The organism is Streptomyces rubiginosohelvolus (assembly GCF_014649875.1).
Classification (GTDB): domain Bacteria; phylum Actinomycetota; class Actinomycetes; order Streptomycetales; family Streptomycetaceae; genus Streptomyces; species Streptomyces rubiginosohelvolus.
Window position 1 is genome coordinate 1 of record NZ_BMTW01000020.1, and the last position, 20,543, is coordinate 20,543.

The following is a 20,543-nucleotide window of genomic DNA, read 5'->3' on the forward strand; positions in this document are numbered from 1 at the left end:
ACGGCACCGGCGGCATCGGGAGCGGCACCAAGATCGGCACCGGCTGGAAAGACTTCACCAGCGTGCGATAGCAAGCAACAGACGGAAAGCAGTGAGCGCGCGGGGCCCGCCGGACAGCCATTCGGCGGGCCCCGCGCATCCCACTAGGGTTTCCCGTGTGAACAAGATCGCGCAGAGTGTACGGCTGTGGTTCGCGCCGCAGCGGATCCGGGAGGAGGGGGACACCCCCGACTACCGGTTCTCGCTGGCCAACGAGCGGACGTTCCTCGCCTGGATCCGGACGGCTCTGGCCCTGATCGGCGGGGGTTTCGCCGTCGATCAGTTCCTGCCGGAGCTGGTGTGGGGCGTCCGGGCCGGGCTCGCGCTCGGGCTGCTGGCCGCCGGGGTGCTCTGCGCGCTGCGGGCGGTCAACCACTGGGTGCGGTGCGAGCGGGCGATGCGGCGGGGCGAGGACCTGCCGGTGTCCCGGTTCCCGACCCTGCTGAGTCTGGTGGTCGCCGTCGTCGCCGTGGCGATGGTGGTGGTGGTCCTCTTCGGCTGGGAGGGCGTGTGACGGCGGCGGCGGACCGGGATCCGGGGCTGCAGCCGGAGCGGACGCGGCTGGCCTGGCGGCGTACGACGCTGACCGCCACGGTCGTCGCGCTCCTCGCGGGGCGGCAGGCGCTGCACAGCGGGGCGAACCCGGCGGCGCTGGTCGCGGTGGCGCTGAGCGCGCTGGCCTGGCTGGGGTTCCTGCTGGTCGCTCACCGCCGGGTGAGTGTGCTGGGGGTGGCGCGGCCCGAGCAGTTCGCACCGCGCGGGGCGCTGACGGCGGCGCTGTGCACGGTGGCGCTGGCGGTGTTCGCGGCGGCGATGCTGTTCTGAGGCCGGGCGCCCGACGCCTGACGGCCGGGCTGCGGCGGCGATGCAGGTCTGACCGGCCCGACAGCGCCTACGCTTCCCAGTCCACCGTGACCACGATCTTGCCGCGCGTCCGCCCCTCCTGGTTCAGCCGGTACGCCTCGGCGGCCTCCTCCAGCGGGAACACCCGGTCCACGTGGACGGTGACGATGCCCCGCTCGGCCAGCTCCGCGACCTGGGCCAGGTCCGCCGCGTCGGGGCGCACGAAGGCGTAGCGGCCGCCGTAGGAGAAGACCTCGTCGTCCGCGATGGAGGCGAGCCGGCCGCCCGGGGCGAGGGTTTCGGCGGAGGCTCTCAGGGCGTCGCCGCCCACCGTGTCGAAGGAGGCGTCGAAGCCCTCGGGGACCAGGTCCCGCAGCCGTTCGACGAGGCCCTCGCCGTACTCCACGGGCTCCGCGCCCAGGCTCCGCAGGTGCTCGTGGTTGCGGGGGCTCGCGGTGCCGACGACCCGGCAGCCGGTGTGCCGGGCGATCTGGACGGCGAGCGATCCGACGCCCCCGGCCGCCGCGTGGACCAGGACGGTGTCGCCCTCGCGGATCTTCAGGGTGCGGTGCAGTACCTGGTACGCGGTCAGCCCGGCCAGCGGCAGGCCCGCCGACTCCTCGAAGCTCAGGCTGAGGGGCTTGCGGGCGAGGGTGCGTACGGGGGCGGCGACGTACTCGGCGAACGTACCGCGCGAGAGGAAGTCCTCGCGTACGTAGCCGATGACCTCGTCGCCCACGGCGAACTCGTCGACGGCGACGCCCGGTTGCACGACGACCCCGGAGACGTCCCAGCCGGGGATCACCGGGAACACGGCGTCGAGGGCGCCTTGGAGGTAGCCCTCGCGGGCCTTCCAGTCGACCGGATTCACTGCGGCGGCCCGCACCTTCACCAGGACGCTGTCGGGGCCGACCTTGGGGTCGGGCCGCTCGCCGTACTCCATGACGTCGGCGGAGCCGTACGCGCTGTAGCTGATCGCCTTCATCCCTCGACCTTCCGCGCAGGTCAGGGTCGCCGCAACTCAGGCGGTACGGCCGTGGGCCCCGCCCTCACCAGCGCGGGACCGCCGGCGTCGTCCAGTCCGGGTCGGCGACGCGCATCGCCGCCGCGTCGTCGCGCTCGCGGTGGGTGCCGTCGTCCTCCAGCCAGCGCCGGTGCAGGGCGGCGAGGCGGTCGCGGTCCGGTTCGACGCCGAGTCCGGGGGCGTCGGAGACCGTGAGCCGGCCGCCGGTGAAGGTGTGGCGCTCGGTGATGACGTCCTCGGTCTGCCAGGGGTAGTGGCTGTCGCAGGCGTATGCGAGGTCCGGCACGGTGGCCGCGACGTGGGTCATCGCGGCGAGGCTGATGCCGAGGTGCGTGTTGGAGTGCATGGAGAGTCCGACGCCGAACGTGCGGCAGATGCCCGCCAGTTCCCGGGTGCGGTGCAGTCCGCCCCAGTAGTGGTGGTCGCTCAGGACGATCCGGACGGCGTCGCGGGCGAACGCCTCGGGGACCTCGGCCAGGGTGGTGACGCACATGTTGGTGGCGAGCGGGACGTCGGTGGCGGCGGCGACGGCGGCCATGCCGTCCGTGCCGCTGGTGGGGTCCTCCAGGTATTCGAGGACGTCCTTCAGCTGCTCGGCGACGTACAGCGAGGTGGGGACGGACCAGGCGCCGTTCGGGTCCAGGCGCAGCGGGCGGCCGGGGAACGCCTCGGCCAGGGCGCGGATCGCGGCGATCTCCCGGTCGGGCTCGAAGACGCCGCCCTTGAGTTTGAAGGAGCCGAAGCCGTAGGTGCCGGCGAAGCGCCGGGCCTGGGCGACCACGCCGGCCGGGTCGAGCGCCGCGCCCCAGTCGTCCCGCTCACCGGAGACCGGGTGGGCGGCCCAGCGGTAGAAGAGGTACGCGCTGTACTCGACGCTGTCGCGGACCTTGCCGCCCAGCAGCGCGTGCACCGGCAGGCCCTGCGCCTTGCCGAGGGCGTCCAGGCAGGCGACCTCGAAGGCGGAGACGACCGAGAGCCGGATCTTTTCGGCGTTCCTGACCCCGCGCAGCCCTCCGGCGTCCACCCGGTCGTCGGCGGCGGCGTGCGATCCGTCGCACACCTCGTCGGCCAGGGAGAACAGCCCGTTCAGATCGGTGACCGCCCGGCCCGGGAGCGCCTCGGCGAGGGAACGCGCGGGCTCCAGGTAGGCGCCGTCGCCGTACGTCTCCCCCACGCCGGTGGTTCCGCCCCGAGTGACGACCTCCACGATCAGGCGCGGGGTGTACGGCTGGTGGACGCCCTGCGTGTTCAGCAGGGGTGGATCGGACACGAGGATCGGGGTGAGCCGGACGTCTTCGATCACCAGAGCTGTATTCATACGTGAACTGTATTCAGAGATGCGTTTCACCACCAGGGCCCGGACGACTTCCGGGGCGGCAGATCCCGAAGGGCACTGGACGACATACCGACTGGTCGGCATCATGGTCCCGACCCGTCCGCAGTCGCCCGGAGGTACGCACCATGAGCCCAGTCCCCCCACCAGGTCTCGACCCGGAGCTGCTGCGCGGCCATCTCGACCGCGAGCGACCGGGGCTGGTGAGCGGACCCCTCGAAGCGCGGCTCATCGAGGGCGGCCGCTCGAACCTGACGTACGTCGTCGGCGACGGGACCGGACAGTGGGTGGTGCGCAGACCGCCGCTCGGCCATGTGCTGGCCACCGCGCACGACATGGCGCGCGAGCACCGCGTGATCAGCGGTCTGCACCCGACCGCCGTCCCCGTTCCGGAGCCGCTGCTGCTCTGCGAGGACGACTCGGTGATCGGCGCGCCGTTCTACGTGATGGAGTACGTCGAGGGCACCCCGTACCGCACCGCCGAGCAGCTCGCCCCGCTGGGCCCCGAGCGCACCCGGGCGGCGGTCCTCGGGCTCGTCGACACCCTGGTCGATCTGCACGCCGTGGACCCGGAGGCCGTCGGGCTCGGGGACTTCGGGCGGCCCGAGGGCTTCCTGGACCGGCAGTTGCGGCGCTGGGGCAAGCAGTTGGACGCCTCCCGCAACCGTGACCTGGCGGGCATCGACGAGCTGCACGCCGCGCTCGGCCGTGCGCTGCCCTCCTCCCCCGCGCCCACGGTCGTCCACGGCGACTATCGCCTGGACAACGTCCTGATCGGCTCCGACGACCGGATCAAGGCCGTCCTCGACTGGGAGATGTCCACCCTCGGCGACCCGCTGACCGACCTCGGGCTGCTCGTGATGTACAGCTCCGACCTCGGTCTGCCGAAGTCGCCCGTCTCCACCACCAGCGGGGCCGCCGGACACCCCGCCCCCGCCGAGCTGATCGAGCGCTACGCGGCCCGCTCGGGCCGGGACACCTCCGCCATCTCCTGGTACACCGCGTTCGCCTGGTTCAAGCTCGCCGTGATCCTGGAGGGCATCCACTACCGCTACACGCTCGGCCAGACCGTCGGCGCGGGCTTCGACCGGATCGGCGAGCTGGTCCCCGTCTTCATCGCGCACGGCCTCACCACCCTCCAGGAAGGCTGAACCCCCATGGACTTCGCATTCGACGCCCGTACCGAGGAGCTGCGTTCCCGCCTGCTCGCGTTCATGGACGAGCATGTGTATCCGGCCGAGCAGGTCGCCGAGGAGCAGCGGGCGCGGCTCGCCTCGCCGTGGGACACCCCGGCGGTCGTCGGCGAGCTGAAGGCCGAGGCCAGGCGGCAGGGGCTGTGGAACCTCTTCCTGCCCGACGCGGAGTACGGGGCCGGGCTGACGAACCTCCAGTACGCCCCGCTCGCGGAGATCACCGGACGCTCCCCGCACCTCGCGCCGACCGCGACGAACTGCGCCGCCCCGGACACCGGGAACATGGAGGTGCTGTTCCAGTTCGCCACCGAGGCGCAGAAGAAGCAGTGGCTGGAGCCGCTGCTCGCCGGGGAGATCCGCTCGGCGTTCGCGATGACGGAGCCGGACGTGGCGTCGTCGGACGCGACGAACATCGAGACGCGGATCGCGCGGGACGGAGGGGGCACCTCCCGCTCGAGCGGAGCCGAGAGTGGGGGAGACTACGTCATCAACGGGCGGAAGTGGTACATCTCCGGGGCGATGAACCCGGACTGCGCGGTCTTCATCGTGATGGGCAAGACCGACCCGGACGGCGAGGACATCCGCCGCCAGCAGTCGATGATCCTGGTCCCCCGCGACACCCCGGGCGTCGAGGTGCGGCGCGCGATGCAGGTGTACGGGTACGAGGACCACTCGCACGGCGGCCACGCCGAGGTGGTCTTCCACGACGTACGGGTGCCCGCGTCGAACCTGATCGGCGAGGAGGGCGGCGGCTTCGCCATCGCCCAGGCGCGGCTGGGTCCGGGCCGGATCCACCACTGCATGCGGCTGATCGGGATGGCGGAGCGGGCCATCGAGCTGATGTGCCGGCGGGCGGTGGCGCGTACGGCGTTCGGCAAGCCGCTGGCCGCGCAGGGTGTCGTGCAGAACTGGATCGCGGACGCCCGGGTCACGGTGGAGCAGCTGCGGCTGCTGGTGCTGAAGACGGCCTGGCTGATGGACACCGTGGGCAACAAGGGCGCGCACACCGAGATCCAGGCCATCAAGATCGCCACCCCGCGCGCGGTGGTGGACATCCTGGACTCCGCGGTGCAGCTGTACGGCGCGGGCGGGGTGAGCCAGGACTTCCCGCTGGCGGAGCTGTGGGCCTCGGCTCGGACGCTGCGGCTGGCGGACGGGCCGGACGAGGTGCACCAGCGGTCGCTGGCCCGGCGGGAGATCAAGCGGTACGTGTGACGGACGCGGTGCGGCCCCCTCCCGAGGTGCTCTTCGGGAGGGGGCCGCAGCCGTACACGTACACGTGCTCGTACGACAGGGCTCAGAAGGTGAGCTTCCAGCTGTCGATGTAGCCGGTGTCCTGGCGGGCGACGTCCTGGACGCGCAGCTTCCAGGAGCCGTTGGCCACCTCGCTGGAGGCGTTGACCGTGTACGTCGTGATGACGTTGTCGGCCGAGTCGCCGCTGCTGGAGTTCTTCAGCCGGTACGCGCTGCCGTCCGGGGCGAGCAGGTCCACCACGAGGTCGCCGCGGTAGGTGTGCTTGATGTCGACGCCGACCTGAAGTGCGGCCGGGGCGTTGCCCGTTCGCCCGGTGACCGCGACCGACGAGGTGACCGCCGCTCCGGCGTCCGGGATGGCGACGTCGGTGGTGTTGCTGAACACGCCTTCGCCCGTGGGCGGTTCGCCGGTGCCGGAGGACAGGGTCCAGATCGCGTGGGCGGCGGCGTCGCTGTTGCGGTCCAGGGCCGTGTCGTTGATGTTGCTCAGGTTGTCGCACGACGAGTGGTAGCAGCGGTCGAAGGCCTGGCCCGCCGTACCGCCCCACTTCTGCGCCTGGGCCGCGGACTTGGTGTAGCCCGCGCCGGTGAAGAGGCCGCCGACGGGGACGCCGACGTTCTTGAACGGGGCGTGGTCGGAGCGGCCGTCGCCCTCGGTCTCGATCTCGGTGGGGACGTTCAGGCCCGCGAAGTAGTCCTTGAAGGTCTTCTCGATGACCGGGTCGTCGTCGTAGACGAAGTAGCCGGCGTTGGGCGAGCCGATCATGTCGAAGTTGAGGTAGCCGGAGAGCTTGGAACGCTCGGCGGACGGCAGGTTGTTGACGTAGTACTTCGAGCCGATCAGGCCCAGCTCCTCCGCGCCCCACCAGGCGAACCGCAGATGCTTGTCGGGCTGGTACCCGGCGCGGGAGACGGCGAGCGCGGTCTCCAGCACGGCGGCCGAGCCGGAGCCGTTGTCGTTGATGCCGGCGCCGGAGGAGACCGAGTCGAGGTGGGCCCCGGCCATCAGGACCTTGTTCGGGTCGCCGCCGGGCCAGTCGGCTATCAGGTTGTAGCCGGTGGCGCCGTTGGAGGTGAACTGCTGGAGCGTGGTGGTGTATCCGGCCGCGTCCAGCTTGGCCTTCACATAGTCGACGGACGCCTTGTAGCCGGGGCGGCCGTGGGCGCGGTTGCCGCCGTTGTTCGCGGCGATCGTCGAGAACTGCGAGAGGTGGGCCTTGACGTTGGCCACGGGGATGTCGGGGGCGGCCGCGGCGGCTGCCTCCGGCGTCGGCGCTCCGGCGGCCTGCGCGCCGGGCGCGGCGGTCGCGAGAAGGGCCGCGAGGGTGATGGCGGCCACGGCCGCCGGGGATCTGCGCAGGGTGGAACGGTTCGGTCTCATTCACGGGCTCCGGATTCCGTTGGGGACTGACGGAACGTGCGGGGGGTCCCCGGCCGCGCGGTGATCCGGCCGGGTCCTGGAGCGTGGGCTGGACAAGCGGCCCAGGGGTGCGCAATGCGTGACCGATGCTCAAGGAAATGACAGTGCTCCGTCAAGAGCGGAAACCGGACAGGTCCGTTCTATTAACGAACGGACCTCGGCCCGTGAACGCTGGCGCCTCCACAGGAGGCCGGACATACCTCATACATCCAGATTCGCCCCGCCCGGCCGGGCGGGCCACTGGATCACCCCGGGACGGGAGCCCCTACGGGCGCAGGGCCCGCAGCAGCAGGTCCGCGAGGTGGTCGGCGACCTCCTGGCGGCTGAGCGGGCCGTCCGGGCGGTACCAGGTGGAGAGGTGGTGGACCGAACCGAAGTGGTAGTCGACGACGAGGTCGGCGGGGGTGGCGGAGGAGAACACGCCGCTGTTCTGCCCCTCCTCGATCAGGGCCCGGAACCGCTCGTGGTAGCGGCGGCGCTCGACACGTACCTGCTTGTTCTTCTCGGGGCTCAGGTGGTGCATGGAGCGGAAGAAGATCGCGGCGTCGTCCAGGTTGTCGATGGTCGTGACCACCACGTCGGCCGCCGCGTCGCGCAGCCGCTGCTCGACGGGGGCCTCGGCGTCCGCGAAGGCGTCCAGGCGCTCCTGCTGGAGCCGCAGCACCCGGGCGTACACCTCCTGGAGCAGGTCCTCCTTGGAGCCGAAGTAGTGGTAGAGCGCCCCCTTGGTGACGCCCGCCGCCTCGACGATCTCCTGGACCGAGGTGCGGTCGTACCCGCGCTCGGCGAAGAGCCGGGTGGCGGCGGCCAGCAGCCTCTGGGGGACGGGAGTGCCGTTCTGGTCCGTCGCCTTGGCCATGAGCCGCCACCTTCCTTTCGTACTGTGCGTGTGCTGTCCGGACGCTGTTCTAACGGGGGGAACGCAGTTCCCGCCTGAGGATCTTCCCACTCGCCGTCTTCGGCAGCTCGGTCAGGATCTCCACCTCGCGCGGATACTTGTACGCGGCGAGCCGTTCCTTGCAGTACGCGCCCAGCTCGCCGGGTTCCACCGAGGCCCCCGGGCGCAGACTCACGTACGCCCGGACCGTCTCCCCGCGGTAGGCATCGGGCACGCCGACCACGGCCGCCTCCCGCACCGCCGGGTGGGTGTAGAGGACATCCTCCACCTCGCGCGGCCACACCTTGAACCCGGAGGCGTTGATCATGTCCTTCTTGCGGTCCACGACATAGAGCCAGCCCGCCGCGTCCATGAACCCGATGTCACCGGTGCGCAGCTCGCCGTCCGGGAAGGCGGCGGCGGTGGCCTCGGGGAGGTTCCAGTAGCCGGAGACGACCTGGGGGCCGCGCACCGCGATCTCACCCTGCTCCCCGAAGGGCACCTCCCGCCCCTCCTCGTCGAGGATCCGGACGACGGTGTCGGGCCCGGGGACGCCGACGGAGAGCGTGCCGGAGACCGGGTCGACGGGTGCCTCCCGCTCGGGCGGGACCGAGGCGCAGGGGGCGGTGCACTCGGTGAGCCCGTAGCCGTTGCGGATGTACGGGCCGAAGCCCGCGCGGAACTTCTCCACGAGCGCGGGCGGCAGGGGCGCACCGCCGGAGGAGATCACCCGGAACGAGGCGAAGTGGTCCGGGGTGACGTCCGGGTGCGCGGCCAGCGCCATGAAGGCGGTGGAGGGCCCGACGGTGTAGGCGGGGCGGTGGGCGGCGAAGGCCTCCAGGACGACGCCCGCCTCGAAGCGGTAGGCAAGGACGAGGGTGCCCGCGTTGGCGATGCAGGCGGAGAGCTCGCAGACCATGCCGGTGATGTGGAAGAGCGGGGCGAGTGCGAAGTAGGCGGAGCCCTCGGCGATCGGATGGCCGGTGCGCTGGCGTTCGGCGTTGACCATGATGTTGCCGTGGGCGTTCATCGCGCCCTTGGGGGTGCCGCTGGTGCCGGAGGTGTAGCTGATCAGCGCCACGTCCTCGGCGGTGAGACCGCGGTCGGCCGGGGCCGGGTTCCCGGCGCGGGCGGCGGTCAGCAGATCGTCCGCGAGGTCGTCGGGGCCGGGGGCAGGGAGCCGCTCGAAGCCGAGGACACGCGGGTCGTTCACGCTCTGGAGGTCCAGCTCGCAGGCGGTCAGCGCGATACGGAGGTCCGGGGCGGCCGCAGCGGTGTCCCGGAGATACGTCTCCCACGCCCGGTCCGAGCAGATCAGCGCGGTGACCCCGGCATCGGCGAGGACATGGCCGACCTCGCCCGCCTTGTACATCGGGTTGAGCGGTACGACGGTGGCCCCCGCCTTCCACGCGCCGAGCAGCGCGAGGACGAAGTGCGGGCTGTTCTGGAGCATGATCGCGACCCGGTCGCCGCGCTGCAGCCCCCGGGCGGCGAGGTGGCCGGCCACCGAGTCGGACAGCTCGTCGGTCTCGCGGTAACTGAGCCGGCCGTCGAAGTAGGCCAGGGCCGGGTGGTCCGGGGCCCGGTCCACGGCCGCCCGCCAGGCGTGGAGCACGGTCGGGGGCGGGGTGACGGGGGCGCGCTGGGCCTCGCTGAGCAGGGCGAGCCAGGGCTGGGCGGCGTAGATCGAGGTGGCGGGTGTGCCGGGGGGCCGCGTGCCGGGTCCGGCGGAGGGAACGTCGCTCATGCCTCGCTCGCCTCCCACTTCTGCTGGAGCTTGTTCATGTTGCCCATCCACCGGTCGGGATCGGCGGCGCGGGCCTGGTAGTACCCGGCCACCTCGGGGTGCGGCAGGACCAGGAAGCGGTCGGCGTCCATCGCCTCGAACAGGGCGTCGGCGACGGCGTCCGGCTCGATGGCGCCGGGGGCGAGGACCAGCTCGCCGGCCGAACCTGCGGCGGTGAGCATGTCGGTGCGCACGCCCTGGGGACAGATCGCGTGGACCTTGATCCCGCGGTGGCGGTAGGTGAGCGAGAGCCACTCGGCGAAGGCCACCGCCCCGTGCTTGGTGACGCTGTACGGGGCGGCGCCGATCATCGTCAGCAGCCCGGCGGCGGACGCGGTGGTGACGAACCGCCCGCTGCCGCGCTCCAGCCAGTCCGGCAGGAGGGCCTTGGCCGCGCGGACGTGGGCCATCACGTTGACGTCCCAGGCGGCGGCCCAGACGTCCTCGTCGGCGAACGCGTCACCGGGCGAGGCCAGACCGGCGTTGGCGCAGTAGACGTCGACCGTGCCGTCCAGCGCCTCCCGGGCCGCGTCCACGATCCCCGAGGCGTCCCCGGCGACGGCGATGCCGCCGATCTCCTTCGCGAGCGGTTCGATCCGCGCGAGGTCGAGGTCGTTGACGACGACCCGCGCCCCTCCGGCGGCGAACCTGCGGGCCAGAGCGGCTCCGATGCCGCCTCCGGCCCCTGTGACCACCACGCCGGCGCCCTGCACCGTACCCATCGTCATCCCGCCTCTCCGATCCGGCTGCACCGGCAGACTAACCGGTCGGTATGTGATCGGGAAAGGGGCGGGAGCGGCCGGGGAAGAGCCGCGGAAGGACCGGGGCGGAGTACGGGGGGCGGCTCGGGGAATCGGCGCGGCCCAGGTCGTTCCGCGCGGCCCCGGCCCGCGCTAGCGTGCGTGGCCATGACAGTCGGCGCGATCATGGAGGTAGCGGAATGAGCCTGTCCCGACGTGGTGTGCTGGCCGCGGGAGGCGCGATGGGAGCGCTCGCGGCGACGGCGGCCGGCACCGGTGGTGCCTCCGCCGCCCCCGGACGCGGCCCGAGGCACGGGCGCGGCGGGGTGCGTACCGGCTTCGACCGGCTGGCGGCCGACGGCTACCGGCTGCTGCGGGGCCAGAAGGTGGGGGTCGTCACCAACCCGACCGGCATCACCGCCGACGTCCGGCACATCGTCGATGTGATGCACCCGGACGAGCGGGTGAACCTGACCTCCGTGTTCGGCCCCGAGCACGGGTTCCGGGGCACCGCGCAGGCGGGCGGCTCCGAGGGCCGGTACGACGACCCGGCGACCGGGCTGCCGGTCTACGACACGTACCTCAAGAGCGGGCAGGACCTCGCGGACATCTTCACCGCGTCGGGCGTGGACACCGTCGTCTTCGACATCCAGGACGCGGGTGCGCGCTTCTACACGTACATCTGGACGCTGTACGACTGCATGGAGGCGGCTGCGCTCGCGGGCAAGCGGCTCGTCGTGCTGGACCGGCCGAACCCGGTGACCGGGCGGGCGGCGCTGGGCCCGGTGCTGGACCCGGCGTTCGCCACGTTCGTCGGCCGCCGGGAGATCGCCCAGGCGCACGGGATGACGGTGGCGGAGCTGGCGCTGTTCTTCAACACGGAGTTCCTGCACGAGAAACCGGTACAGCTTGAGGTGGTGACGATGTCGGGGTGGCGGCGCTCGGACTTCTTCGACGACACCGGGCTGCCGTGGGTGCCGCCGAGCCCGAACATGCCGACGCCCGAGACGGCCCTGGTCTACTCCGGGACCTGCCTCTTCGAGGGGACGAACCTCTCCGAGGGCCGGGGCACCACGCGCCCCTTCGAACTCCTCGGCGCGGAGGGCATCGACCACCGCTGGGCGGCCGCGGCGAACGCGCTGGACCTGCCGGGGGTCGCCTTCAGGGAGGCGTACTTCGCGCCGACGTTCTCCAAGTTCCAGGGCAAGACGGTGGGCGGGGTCCAGCTCCACGTCCTCGACCGGGAGGTCTTCGACCCGGTCCGCACCGGGATCGCCCTGCTGGTCACCGCGAAGCGGACGTGGAGCGGCTTCGCCTGGCGGCCGGACAACTGGATCGACAAGCTCACCGGGAACACCCGGGTCCGCACGATGATCGACGCGGGCGCCGACACGGACGCGGTGGTACGGGCGTGGCAGCGGGACCTGTCGGCGTTCCGGGCGAAGCGGCGGAGGTATCTGAGGTACGAGGGCTAGCCTCTCGGCTCAGGCTGCCGTGAGATCCATGTCGCCGAGGTACTCGCCGTCGTCCGTGAGGCCCCGCTTGCGGTAGCCGAGCCGGAGGTAGAACTCCTCGGGCCCGCCCTCGCCGGGTTTCCAGGTCACGGTCGAGACCGTCCCGCCGCGCCGGCGGATCTCCTCGTTCACCGCCCCGACGGCGAACCGCCCGTAGCCCCGGCCCTGCTCCCCCGCGGCGACGGCGAGTCGCCAGAGCCCGGAGCGCTTCGGGGCGTCCGGCACCCCGGCGTCGAAGTCGAACGCCAGGTCGAAGTACGCCATGACGAAGCCGACGGCGCGCTCACCGTCGCAGATCAGCCGGGGCCAGGCGAGGTCCGGATGCACATAGGCCTCGGCCAGGGACTGCGCGACCGGGGAGACGAACCTGCGCTGCTCGGGTGCGACTTCCAGCCGACAGGCGTCGAGCACATTGTCGGCGGTGATCATTTCCAGGCGCGGTCGAGCTGTTGTCATGGGCGAACCCAACCTCACGGGCCCGTGCCGGCGCCAGGGGATTTCGCCACTCGCGCAAGGAGCGCACGCCCGCGCACCACCCGCCCGAGCGCCGCTCCGCTTCCGCCCATGGCACCCCACCCCACATGGGGATTCTCGGCCAATGGACGGATTTCATCTTTCGATGGAGCCGAAACGGGCAGGCGTACGTCCATTCCATGACGTCCAAGGACGAGCAACGGAGGTGGCGGTGTCATGGCCGGTTTCCGGAGTCTTGCGAGACAGGTCCGAGATCCGCGGGGTGATCTGGCCCTGCGGCGGTATTCGCTGCGGAAGTGTTTGGAGAGGTTCGCCCCGTACGGGCACCGGGCGACCTGGGACCATCTGTGCGCCCGGCACGGGCTCGACCCCGAGGACCGGGAGCCCGATCCGGTGCGCCTGCTGCGCGCGCTGGACGAACTGGAGGAGGCGCGGGCGGTCTGGCTCGCGTACGAAGCGGGGTTCGCGGAGCGGCGGCGGCGCGAGAAGCACGCGGGGCTGCGGCGGCCCGGCGCGTTCGACGACTGGCACCGGCGCACCTGGGGCGGTCACGGGGTGGCTCGCTGCACCGACCCGGGCGTCCATCCCACGGAGCCGCTCGCAGAGGTCCTGCGCCGACTGATCGCGGCTCTCGGCTCCGGTCCCGGCTCGGCCTGTCCGGTCTGTGCGGGCACCGGCATCGAGTGGCGGCAGGAGCGGGGCGAGGAGCCGTGGGCGGGCCCGGTGTGCACGGGCTGCGGGATCGCGGTGCCGCAGCCCGCCCTGACCGACCGCACACTGGCCAGGGCCCGGCTGCCACGGCACCGGAGGCCGGCCGCGGCGGCGGCCGCGTGAGGTGACGTAACCAAGAACGACGTTCGGTACTTCGGTACTTCGGTACTTCGGTGCTAAGGACGGTCTTCGGTCGGCTGCTTGCGTTCGGGCATCAGACGGGAACCGGTGATCTTCTCGCCGTTGATGTCGTCGGGGTTGGAGAGGACGCAGGTCTCCAGCGACAGACAGCCGCAGCCGATGCAGTCGGTCAGATGGTCGCGCAACCGGTGCAACTGCGTGATGCGCTCGTCCAGTTCCTTGCGCCATGCCTCGGAGAGACGGGCCCAGTCCTCGCGGTTCGGCGTGCGCTCCTCGGGCAGTTCGGCGAGCGCGTCCCGGATCGTGGCCAGCGGAATGCCGACGCGCTGGGCCGCCCGGACGAACGCGACCCGGCGCAGTGCGTCACGGGAGTACCGGCGCTGGTTGCCGCTGGTGCGGCTGCTGGTGATCAGGCCCTTGGACTCGTAGAAGTGCAGGGCCGAGACGGCGGCGCCGCTGCGCGCCGAGAGCTGGCCGACCGAGAGTTCGTGGAGTGTCTGTGGGATCTGGGGCACCCCTCAAACCTACTGCCATGTCGTTGACAGGAACGGGCCGCCCAACGATGCTGAGCAAGCGCTTAGACATCGCGCCGGATGGTGCGTCGAGCCGGAAGGCAGGGACCGGGAACATGGCAGAGCCGAGGATCTTCACGTCCGCGCAGGAGCTGCGGGACGGTGTGGGCGAGCAGCTGGGACACAGCGACTGGCTGGAGATCGAGCAGCAGAGGATCGACCGGTTCGCCGAGGCGACCGGCGACCACCAGTGGATCCACGTGGACCCGGAGCGGGCGAAGGACGGGCCGTTCGGCACGACCATCGCGCACGGCTATCTGACGCTCTCGCTGCTGCCCGCGCTGGTACCGCAGGTGATGCGGGTCGAGGGCATGAAGATGGGCATCAACTACGGGACCAACAAGGTCCGTTTCCCCTCGACCGTCCCCGTCGGCTCGCGGCTGCGGGCCACGGCGGTGCTCCGGGAGGTCACGGAGGTGGGCGGCGGCGTGCAGGTCACGGCGGTCGTCACCGTCGAGCGCGAGGACAGCGAGAAGCCGGCCTGTGTCGCGGAGTCGGTGTCCCGCTACTACTTCTGACCCGAAGGCGTACGGGCCCCGACCATCCGCAGGACGAGGTCGGCGTACAACTCGCCGACCTCGTCGGGCGTACGGCTGCCCTGGGCGTTGAACCAGCGGGCCACGTCGATGCAGAGGGAGAGCACCGCGAGCGTGGTGCCGGGGACGTCGGGGACGTCGAACTCGCCGTCGCGCACCCCTTCGCCGATGATCCGGCGCACCACCGCGTCGCTCCTGCGCCGCAGCGCGACGATCTCGGTGCGGTGCTCCTCGCCCAGCGCGTCGAGCTCGTACTGCACGACCCGGGCGGTGGTGTGGCGCTCCGCGTGCCAGCGGACGAAGGAGCGGACGGCTCCGGCGAGCCGTTCGGCGGCCGTGCCGTCCCGGTCCGCCTCGGTGTCGAGCACGTACAGCGCCCGCTCGTGACCGATCTTGCTGATCCGGTGGAGCAGCTCTTCCTTGGTCTTGAAGTGGATGTAGAGCGCGGCCGGGCTCATGCCGGCCCGGCCGGCGATGTCACGGGTGGTGGTCGCGTGGTACCCGCGCTCGGCGAAGGCGTCCACGGCGGCGACGAGGAGCCGCCTGGCCGCCTCGGGAGTGACCTCGCCCCACGGCGTGTCCTCGCCGGTCGTCTCCTCCGCCGCACTCATCGCCCAGGGCCCCTCTCCGTCAACAGGACGAACACCATACCCCGAACCTGAGCAAGCGCTTAGGGGTGGTCCGGCCTGCGGTACGGGGTCAGAGCTTCTGGAACGGGTCGTGCTCGGCGAGGATCTTCTCCAGCCGGGCCTGGTCGACCCGGCTGTGGATCTGCCCGGCCTCCTGGCGGTCCCTGATCACCTTGGCGAGCGTGAAGCAGGACGTGACCAGGTAGAGCACGCCGATGGCGAGGAATCCGCGCACCCAGGCGTCGGCGTCGAGGAAGAAGATACCGAAGGCGACCGCGCCGATGGCCACCATGAAGGAGGCCACGGCCTGGACGTAGAAGGCTGCGGTGCTCTGCTGCTTGACCGATGTCGTGTCACTCATGAGCCCAGCATCCGCCGACGTGGCGCACGCCACATCCGTGCCCGTACTCAGGCCGGTACTCAGACACCCGTACGAGCCCGGGCGCCGGCCAGGAGGCACGGACACCGGTCAGAAGGCGGAGACGCCGGTGAGCGCCCGGCCGATGATCAGCTTCTGGATCTGGCTGGTGCCTTCGTAGAGCGTCATCACCCGGGCGTCCCGCAACAGCTTGCCGACCGGGTACTCGTCGATGTAGCCGTAGCCGCCGAAGACCTGGAGGGCGTTGTTGGCGCAGCGGACGGCGGCCTCGGAGGCGTACAGCTTGGCCTTCGAGGCGGCGGTGGCGAAATCCTGGCCCCGGTCGATCAGGTCGGCGACCCGCCAGGTCAGCAGCCGGGCGGCGTCCACGTCCACGGCGATGTCGCTCAGCAGCTCCTGGACGAGCTGGTGGCGGGCGATGACCTTGCCGAACTGCTCGCGCTCACCGGCGTAGCGCACGGCCGCGTCCAGGGCGGCCTGGGCGATGCCGACACAGCCCGCCGCGACCGACATGCGCCCCTTGGCGAGGGCGGACATGGCGATGGAGAAGCCCTTGCCCTCGGGGCCGAGGAGGCAGGACGCCGGTATCCGGACGTCCTCCAGGACCAGTTCGGCGGTGGCCTGGCCGCGCAGGCCCAGCTTGCCGTGGATGGTGCGGCGGGAGAGGCCGGGGGTGTCGGCGGGGACGAGGAAGGCGGAGACGCCGCGGTGGCCGGGACTGTCGTTCGTCCGTGCGAAGAGCAGGACGACGTCGGCCCAGGTGCCGTTGGTGATGAACGTCTTGGTGCCGCTGATCACGTAGCCACCGCCGTCGCGGACGGCCCTGGTGGCAAGGTTCCCGGCGTCCGAGCCGGTGCCGGGCTCGGTGAGGCCGAAGCAGCCGATCGCCTCGCCGGAGGTGAGCAGGGGCAGCCACTGCCGTTTCTGCTCCTCGCTCCCCCAGGACGCGATCGTCTTGGCGACGAGGCCGAGCGATACGGAGACGATGCCGCGCACCGAGGAGTCGCCGCGCCCCAGCTCCTCGGTGACCAGACAGTAGGACAGGTGGTCGCCGCCGGAGCCGCCGTACTCCTCGGGGACGGTCAGCCCGAGGAAGCCGAGACCGCCGAGCTTCTTGACGATCGACCTGTCGACATTCTCGGCCCGGTCCCAGGCGACGACATGCGGGGTGACCTCGCGGGCGACGAAGTCCTCGGCCAGTTTCCGGACGGCTTCCTGCTCCACGCTGAGCGCCAGGTCCATCGTGCGCCACCCCGCTTCCGACGATCGCTTAATTAGCACTGCTAGTTTCTGGTTCGCAGGGCCTACTATGAGCCGCATGGCCCGACCGCGCAAGCCCCTCCTCAGCAGAGACCGCATCGTCGGGGCGGCGAGCGCTCTCGTGGACGCCGAGGGGCTCGACGCCGTCTCCACCCGTCGACTGGCGGCCGTGCTCGGGGTGAGCGGGCCCTCGCTCTACAACCACTTCCGCAACAAGGAGGAGATCCTCGACGCCGTCGCCGACGCGGTCTCCGCACAGGTCGACCTGTCGATGTTCGAGGAGTCGGACCGGCGCGACTGGCGTGAGGCCCTGCACGACTGGGCGCTGTCCTACCGGGCCGCGCTCGCCGCGCACCCGCACATCGTCCCGGTCCTCGCCCGGGGCCCCGGCCGCCGCCCGGCGGGGCTGCGGGTGGCCGACGCGGTGTTCGGGGCGATGGTGGGGGCGGGGTGGCCGCCCGCGCAGGCGACCCGGATCGGGGCGCTGATGCGGTACTTCATCACCGGCTCGGCGCTGGGCTCCTTCGCCGGGGGCTTCGTCGACGACGAGACCGCCTACGACCCGGCCGACTATCCGCACCTCGGCCAGGCCCACCTGCTCGCCGACCACCGCCGTCAGGTCGACGAAGGGGCCTTCGAGACGGGGCTGCGGGCGCTGCTCGACGGGCTGGCGCTCCAGTACGAGCAGTACGCGCGGGCGGTGGGCGACGACGCGGTGACGGTTCGGCCGGTGCCGAACCGTCCGTGACGCACGCTGGACGTATGGACCGTTCCCCCCGGCCACGGCCGCACGACTCCACCGCCGGACGCCTCGCCGCGCTGGCCGCCCTCCTCGCGGACGAGACCCGCGCGTCCTTCTGCCTGGCGCTGCTGGACGGGCGGGCCTGGACCGCCGGTGAGCTGGCCCGGTACGCCGGTGTCGCCCCGTCCACCGCCAGCGAGCACCTGGGGCGGCTGGTCGCGGGCGGGCTGCTCGCCGAGGAACGGCAGGGCCGTCACCGCTATGTCCGGCTGGCCGGCGAGCGGGCGGCGCACCTGGTGGAGGAGCTGGCCTCCCGCACGATGTCCGGCGAGCCGGAGCCGCCGCGGTCCCTGCGGGCGGCGAGCGTGGGCAGTGCGCTGGCGCGGGGGCGTACCTGTTACGACCATCTCGCCGGGCGGCTCGGCATCCGGATCACCGAGGCGATGACGGTACGGGGGCTGCTGCGGCAGGACACCGGGTTCGCGCTGACCGAGGCGGGCCTGGAGTGGTTCGGGGCGCTCGGCATCCCCCTGGACCGGTCGGGGCGGCGCCCCCTGGTGCGGGGCTGCCTGGACTGGACGGAGCGGCGTCCGCATCTGGCGGGGGCGGCGGGGGCGGCGCTGTGCGCGCATGTACTGGGGGTGGGGTGGTGCGAGCGGGTGGGGTCGGGGCGGGCGGTGCGGGTGACTTCGGCGGGGGTGGTGGCGCTGTCGGAGACGCTGGGCGTCGACCCCGCGTCCCTCACCGCCGACGGCCCGGCCGCCTGACGCCCGCCTGCCTTTCCAGCCCGTCCGGCGATTGAGGACGGGCCAGCGCCCTACAGCCCGTCCGGCGTTTGAGGACGGAACCGTGGCGGTGGTACGGGGCGACTCCTCCGTGTCCGGGAAGTCAAGGGGTCGCCCGCCCCGAGCGCCGGTTCCGTCCTCAAACGCCGGACGGGCTGGATGTGGGCGCCGTCCTCAGACGCCCCGACGGGCTCGCCAGGGCGTCGATTGACGGGGAATGACAATTCGGTGGGGAGCGAAGCGTTTCGGCTTTACGGTCGTGGCCATGACGACGACCCCGTCCCCCCTCCCCGTCTCCCCACCCGCCCACCGCTGGCGGGCCCCCGCCGCCGCCGGCACCACCGTCGTGCTGTGGGCCTCCGCCTTCGTCTCCATCCGCAGTGCGGGCGAGGCCTACTCCCCCGGCGCACTCGCCCTGGGCCGGCTGCTGGCGGGCACCCTCGTGCTCGGGGCGATCCTGATCGTCCGCCGGGAGGGGCTCCCGAGGCGCGGCGCCTGGCCCGGGATCATCACCTCGGGAGTGCTGTGGTTCGGGCTGTACATGGTCGCCCTGAACTGGGGCGAGCAGGAGGTCGACGCCGGAACGGCCGCGATGCTCGTGAACATCGGGCCCATCCTGATCGCCCTGCTCGGCGCCCGCATGCTCGGCGAGGGGCTGCCGCGCCGGCTGCTGCTGGGGATGGGCGTCTCGTTCGCGGGCGCGGTCGTGGTGGGGCTCGCGATGTCCGGGCACGGCGGCTCCTCCGTACTGGGCGTGGCCCTGTGCCTGCTGGCCGCCGTGGCGTACGCGGCGGGCGTGGTGAGCCAGAAGCCGGCCCTCGCGCACGGTTCCTCGCTCCAGATCAACACCTTCGGCTGCCTGATCGGGGCCGTCGCCTGCCTGCCGTTCACCGGGGTGCTGGTCTCCGAGGCCGCCGACGCCCCGCTGTCCGCCACCCTGAACATGGTCTACCTGGGCGTCTTCCCGACCGCGCTGGCCTTCACCACCTGGGGCTACGCGCTGGCCCGGACCACCGCGGGGAAGATGGGCGCGACCACGTACGCGGTCCCGGCGCTGGTCGTGGGGATGGCGTGGGTGCTCCTGGACGAGGTGCCGACCCCGCTCGGCATCGTCGGCGGGGTGCTGTGCCTGGCCGGGGTGGCGGTCTCCCGGAGCCGTCAGCAGACTGGGCCCACACGCGGAAATCCGGCCCGGCCGGTGGAGGGATCCCGTCATGACGAGGAGCGCCAAGCGGAACGGACGTAACGGGGCGAAGGCCAGGGCGGGCCGGGACAAGCCCGCCCCCGAGGAACGTGGCACCCCCGGGGCCGGCGTGCCCGACAGCCCCGGGGGCCAGGGGGCGAGCGCGCGGGCGGCGCGGCACGGTGGGGCGTATCTGGACGGGTTCGGAGTGGTCGACAGCGGGGACGACGATCCGGTCCTCGTGACGCCGGAGGGCCACGCCCGGGACGCCTGGCGCGAGGACTACCCGTACGACCGCAAGCTGCGCCGCCGCGACTACGACAAGGCCAAGCGAGACCTCCAGATCGAGCTGCTCAAGCTCCAGCACTGGGTGAAGGAGCGCGACGAGCGGCTGGTGATCCTCTTCGAGGGCCGGGACGCGGCGGGCAAGGGCGGCACGATCAAGCGGTTCACCGAGCACCTCAACCCGCGTGGCGCGCGGGTGGTGGCGCTGGAGAAGCCGACCGAGCGCGAGCGCACGCAGTGGTACTTCCAGCGGTACGCGGCGCACCTGCCGAGCGCCGGGGAGATCGTCCTGTTCGACCGCTCCTGGTACAACCGGGCGGGCGTGGAACGGGTGATGGGGTTCTGCACGACCCGCGAGTACCTGGAGTTCATGCACCAGGCGCCGGGGTTCGAGCGGATGCTCGCCCGGGACGGCATCCACCTGGTGAAGTTCTGGTTCTCCGTCTCCCGCAACGAGCAGCGCAACCGGTTCATGATCCGGCAGATCGACCCCGTACGGCGGTGGAAGCTGAGCCCCGTCGACCTGGCCTCGCTCGACAAGTGGGACGAGTACACGGAGGCGAAGGAGCTGATGCTCTTCCACACCGACACGGCCGACGCGCCCTGGACGGTGGTGAAGAGCAACGACAAGAAGCGGGCCCGGCTGGAGGCGATGCGGCATGTGCTGGACCGCTTCGACTACCCGGGCAAGGACCCGGAGGTGGTGGGGAAGCCGGACCCGCTGATCGTGGGCCCGGCCTCCCGGCTGTTCGAGGAGGGCGAGATGGACGCCCGGCTGCTGGGGCCGGTCGCCTCGACGTCCCGGACCACGGACTACTAGCGG

Annotated in this window: 22 protein-coding genes; 11 read left to right on the plus strand and 11 right to left on the minus strand. The window is 72.0% G+C overall.

Going from position 1 to position 20,543, the window contains the following annotated elements; genetic code table 11:
- The first annotated feature begins 157 nt into the window (after positions 1–157).
- Complete coding sequence (locus IE134_RS30480) at positions 158–553, plus strand: YidH family protein (protein ID WP_006123424.1); 396 nt, start codon at positions 158–160, stop codon at positions 551–553.
- Positions 550–864, plus strand: coding sequence for a DUF202 domain-containing protein (locus IE134_RS30485; RefSeq protein ID WP_030721680.1), 315 nt, complete (start codon positions 550–552; stop codon positions 862–864). Before IE134_RS30480 ends, IE134_RS30485 begins: the two co-directional genes overlap by 4 nt.
- 67 nt (positions 865–931) lie before the next feature.
- Here IE134_RS30485 and IE134_RS30490 read toward each other — a convergent pair whose 3' ends face one another.
- Both IE134_RS30490 and IE134_RS30495 read right to left on the minus strand, forming a co-directional pair.
- On the minus strand, positions 932–1,867 hold the full coding sequence (locus tag IE134_RS30490; RefSeq protein ID WP_030721677.1) for an NADP-dependent oxidoreductase: 936 nt from the start codon (positions 1,865–1,867) through the stop codon (positions 932–934).
- A gap of 64 nt (positions 1,868–1,931) precedes the next feature.
- Entirely contained in the window at positions 1,932–3,224 is a 1,293-nt protein-coding gene (locus IE134_RS30495; protein WP_030721675.1) for an enolase C-terminal domain-like protein, read from the minus strand.
- Positions 3,225–3,367: 143 nt separating this feature from the next.
- Here IE134_RS30495 and IE134_RS30500 point away from each other — a divergent pair, with 143 nt between their 5' ends.
- Positions 3,368–4,390, plus strand: coding sequence for a phosphotransferase family protein (locus tag IE134_RS30500; RefSeq protein WP_030721672.1), 1,023 nt, complete (start codon positions 3,368–3,370; stop codon positions 4,388–4,390).
- 6 nt (positions 4,391–4,396) lie between these two features.
- On the plus strand, positions 4,397–5,647 hold the full coding sequence (locus IE134_RS30505; RefSeq protein WP_030721669.1) for an acyl-CoA dehydrogenase family protein: 1,251 nt from the start codon (positions 4,397–4,399) through the stop codon (positions 5,645–5,647).
- 82 nt (positions 5,648–5,729) lie between these two features.
- Here the strand turns inward: IE134_RS30505 and IE134_RS30510 are convergent, their stop codons facing one another.
- The 4 genes from IE134_RS30510 to IE134_RS30525 all read right to left on the minus strand — a co-directional run bounded on the left by IE134_RS30510 (position 5,730) and on the right by IE134_RS30525 (position 10,497).
- Positions 5,730–7,067: a M28 family metallopeptidase gene (locus IE134_RS30510; RefSeq protein WP_097948220.1), complete on the minus strand. Its 1,338-nt coding sequence runs from the start codon at positions 7,065–7,067 to the stop codon at positions 5,730–5,732.
- 304 nt (positions 7,068–7,371) lie between these two features.
- Positions 7,372–7,965, minus strand: coding sequence for a TetR/AcrR family transcriptional regulator (locus IE134_RS30515; protein WP_010057064.1), 594 nt, complete (start codon positions 7,963–7,965; stop codon positions 7,372–7,374).
- A 49-nt stretch (positions 7,966–8,014) separates the two neighbouring features.
- Positions 8,015–9,730 (minus strand): AMP-binding protein, encoded by a 1,716-nt coding sequence (locus IE134_RS30520; RefSeq protein WP_050513833.1) that lies wholly within the window; start codon positions 9,728–9,730, stop codon positions 8,015–8,017.
- A complete protein-coding gene (locus IE134_RS30525) occupies positions 9,727–10,497 on the minus strand; it encodes an SDR family oxidoreductase (RefSeq protein WP_030721660.1) in 771 nt (256 codons plus the stop codon). The genes IE134_RS30520 and IE134_RS30525 overlap by 4 nt, the downstream gene beginning before the upstream one ends.
- Positions 10,498–10,709: 212 nt before the next feature.
- Between IE134_RS30525 and IE134_RS30530 the strand changes: the two genes are divergently transcribed.
- Complete coding sequence (locus IE134_RS30530; RefSeq protein ID WP_189432344.1) at positions 10,710–11,984, plus strand: exo-beta-N-acetylmuramidase NamZ family protein; 1,275 nt, start codon at positions 10,710–10,712, stop codon at positions 11,982–11,984.
- 9 nt (positions 11,985–11,993) lie between these two features.
- Here the strand turns inward: IE134_RS30530 and IE134_RS30535 are convergent, their stop codons facing one another.
- Positions 11,994–12,479, minus strand: coding sequence for a GNAT family N-acetyltransferase (locus IE134_RS30535; protein ID WP_030721654.1), 486 nt, complete (start codon positions 12,477–12,479; stop codon positions 11,994–11,996).
- A 234-nt stretch (positions 12,480–12,713) separates the two neighbouring features.
- Here IE134_RS30535 and IE134_RS30540 point away from each other — a divergent pair, with 234 nt between their 5' ends.
- The gene (locus tag IE134_RS30540; RefSeq protein WP_030721651.1) at positions 12,714–13,331 is read left to right on the plus strand and encodes a hypothetical protein; all 618 of its coding nucleotides are present in this window, start codon (positions 12,714–12,716) and stop codon (positions 13,329–13,331) included.
- Between the two features lie 53 nt (positions 13,332–13,384).
- Here IE134_RS30540 and soxR read toward each other — a convergent pair whose 3' ends face one another.
- On the minus strand, positions 13,385–13,864 hold the full coding sequence (gene soxR / locus IE134_RS30545; RefSeq protein ID WP_030721648.1) for a redox-sensitive transcriptional activator SoxR: 480 nt from the start codon (positions 13,862–13,864) through the stop codon (positions 13,385–13,387).
- A 113-nt stretch (positions 13,865–13,977) separates the two neighbouring features.
- On the opposite strand from soxR, the gene IE134_RS30550 reads away from it, so the two are divergent.
- Complete coding sequence (locus tag IE134_RS30550; protein WP_030721645.1) at positions 13,978–14,439, plus strand: MaoC family dehydratase; 462 nt, start codon at positions 13,978–13,980, stop codon at positions 14,437–14,439.
- Here IE134_RS30550 and IE134_RS30555 read toward each other — a convergent pair.
- The 3 genes from IE134_RS30555 to IE134_RS30565 all read right to left on the minus strand — a co-directional run bounded on the left by IE134_RS30555 (position 14,430) and on the right by IE134_RS30565 (position 16,707).
- The gene (locus IE134_RS30555) at positions 14,430–15,068 is read right to left on the minus strand and encodes a TetR/AcrR family transcriptional regulator (protein WP_030721640.1); all 639 of its coding nucleotides are present in this window, start codon (positions 15,066–15,068) and stop codon (positions 14,430–14,432) included. The genes IE134_RS30550 and IE134_RS30555 overlap by 10 nt on opposite strands.
- An 88-nt stretch (positions 15,069–15,156) precedes the next feature.
- Positions 15,157–15,447 (minus strand): YiaA/YiaB family inner membrane protein, encoded by a 291-nt coding sequence (locus IE134_RS30560; RefSeq protein ID WP_010070249.1) that lies wholly within the window; start codon positions 15,445–15,447, stop codon positions 15,157–15,159.
- Positions 15,448–15,555: 108 nt separating this feature from the next.
- Positions 15,556–16,707: an acyl-CoA dehydrogenase family protein gene (locus tag IE134_RS30565; RefSeq protein WP_126932238.1), complete on the minus strand. Its 1,152-nt coding sequence runs from the start codon at positions 16,705–16,707 to the stop codon at positions 15,556–15,558.
- Between the two features lie 76 nt (positions 16,708–16,783).
- Between IE134_RS30565 and IE134_RS30570 the strand changes: the two genes are divergently transcribed.
- From IE134_RS30570 to ppk2, 4 genes are all read left to right on the plus strand, one after another.
- A complete protein-coding gene (locus IE134_RS30570; protein ID WP_030721634.1) occupies positions 16,784–17,473 on the plus strand; it encodes a TetR/AcrR family transcriptional regulator in 690 nt (229 codons plus the stop codon).
- Positions 17,474–17,487: 14 nt separating this feature from the next.
- Entirely contained in the window at positions 17,488–18,234 is a 747-nt protein-coding gene (locus IE134_RS30575; RefSeq protein ID WP_189432346.1) for an ArsR/SmtB family transcription factor, read from the plus strand.
- 283 nt (positions 18,235–18,517) lie between these two features.
- Positions 18,518–19,498, plus strand: a complete 981-nt coding sequence (locus tag IE134_RS30580) for a DMT family transporter (protein ID WP_030721628.1) — start codon at positions 18,518–18,520, stop codon at positions 19,496–19,498.
- Positions 19,467–20,540: a polyphosphate kinase 2 gene (gene ppk2, locus IE134_RS30585; RefSeq protein ID WP_098020083.1), complete on the plus strand. Its 1,074-nt coding sequence runs from the start codon at positions 19,467–19,469 to the stop codon at positions 20,538–20,540. The genes IE134_RS30580 and ppk2 overlap by 32 nt, the downstream gene beginning before the upstream one ends.
- The last annotated feature ends 3 nt before the right edge of the window (positions 20,541–20,543 follow it).

Coding starts and splice junctions, on each gene's coding strand:
- IE134_RS30550 (WP_030721645.1), top strand. CDS start 13,978: ATGGCAGAGCCGAGGATCTTCACGTCCGCGCAGGAGCTGCGGGACGGT.
- IE134_RS30510 (WP_097948220.1), bottom strand. CDS start 7,067: ATGAGACCGAACCGTTCCACCCTGCGCAGATCCCCGGCGGCCGTGGCC.
- IE134_RS30535 (WP_030721654.1), bottom strand. CDS start 12,479: ATGACAACAGCTCGACCGCGCCTGGAAATGATCACCGCCGACAATGTG.
- IE134_RS30495 (WP_030721675.1), bottom strand. CDS start 3,224: ATGAATACAGCTCTGGTGATCGAAGACGTCCGGCTCACCCCGATCCTC.
- IE134_RS30505 (WP_030721669.1), top strand. CDS start 4,397: ATGGACTTCGCATTCGACGCCCGTACCGAGGAGCTGCGTTCCCGCCTG.
- IE134_RS30565 (WP_126932238.1), bottom strand. CDS start 16,707: ATGGACCTGGCGCTCAGCGTGGAGCAGGAAGCCGTCCGGAAACTGGCC.
- IE134_RS30570 (WP_030721634.1), top strand. CDS start 16,784: ATGGCCCGACCGCGCAAGCCCCTCCTCAGCAGAGACCGCATCGTCGGG.
- IE134_RS30515 (WP_010057064.1), bottom strand. CDS start 7,965: ATGGCCAAGGCGACGGACCAGAACGGCACTCCCGTCCCCCAGAGGCTG.
- IE134_RS30520 (WP_050513833.1), bottom strand. CDS start 9,730: ATGAGCGACGTTCCCTCCGCCGGACCCGGCACGCGGCCCCCCGGCACA.
- IE134_RS30500 (WP_030721672.1), top strand. CDS start 3,368: ATGAGCCCAGTCCCCCCACCAGGTCTCGACCCGGAGCTGCTGCGCGGC.
- IE134_RS30525 (WP_030721660.1), bottom strand. CDS start 10,497: ATGACGATGGGTACGGTGCAGGGCGCCGGCGTGGTGGTCACAGGGGCC.
- IE134_RS30490 (WP_030721677.1), bottom strand. CDS start 1,867: ATGAAGGCGATCAGCTACAGCGCGTACGGCTCCGCCGACGTCATGGAG.
- IE134_RS30540 (WP_030721651.1), top strand. CDS start 12,714: ATGGCCGGTTTCCGGAGTCTTGCGAGACAGGTCCGAGATCCGCGGGGT.
- IE134_RS30560 (WP_010070249.1), bottom strand. CDS start 15,447: ATGAGTGACACGACATCGGTCAAGCAGCAGAGCACCGCAGCCTTCTAC.
- IE134_RS30580 (WP_030721628.1), top strand. CDS start 18,518: ATGACGACGACCCCGTCCCCCCTCCCCGTCTCCCCACCCGCCCACCGC.
- IE134_RS30575 (WP_189432346.1), top strand. CDS start 17,488: ATGGACCGTTCCCCCCGGCCACGGCCGCACGACTCCACCGCCGGACGC.
- ppk2 (WP_098020083.1), top strand. CDS start 19,467: ATGACGAGGAGCGCCAAGCGGAACGGACGTAACGGGGCGAAGGCCAGG.
- IE134_RS30530 (WP_189432344.1), top strand. CDS start 10,710: ATGAGCCTGTCCCGACGTGGTGTGCTGGCCGCGGGAGGCGCGATGGGA.
- IE134_RS30555 (WP_030721640.1), bottom strand. CDS start 15,068: ATGAGTGCGGCGGAGGAGACGACCGGCGAGGACACGCCGTGGGGCGAG.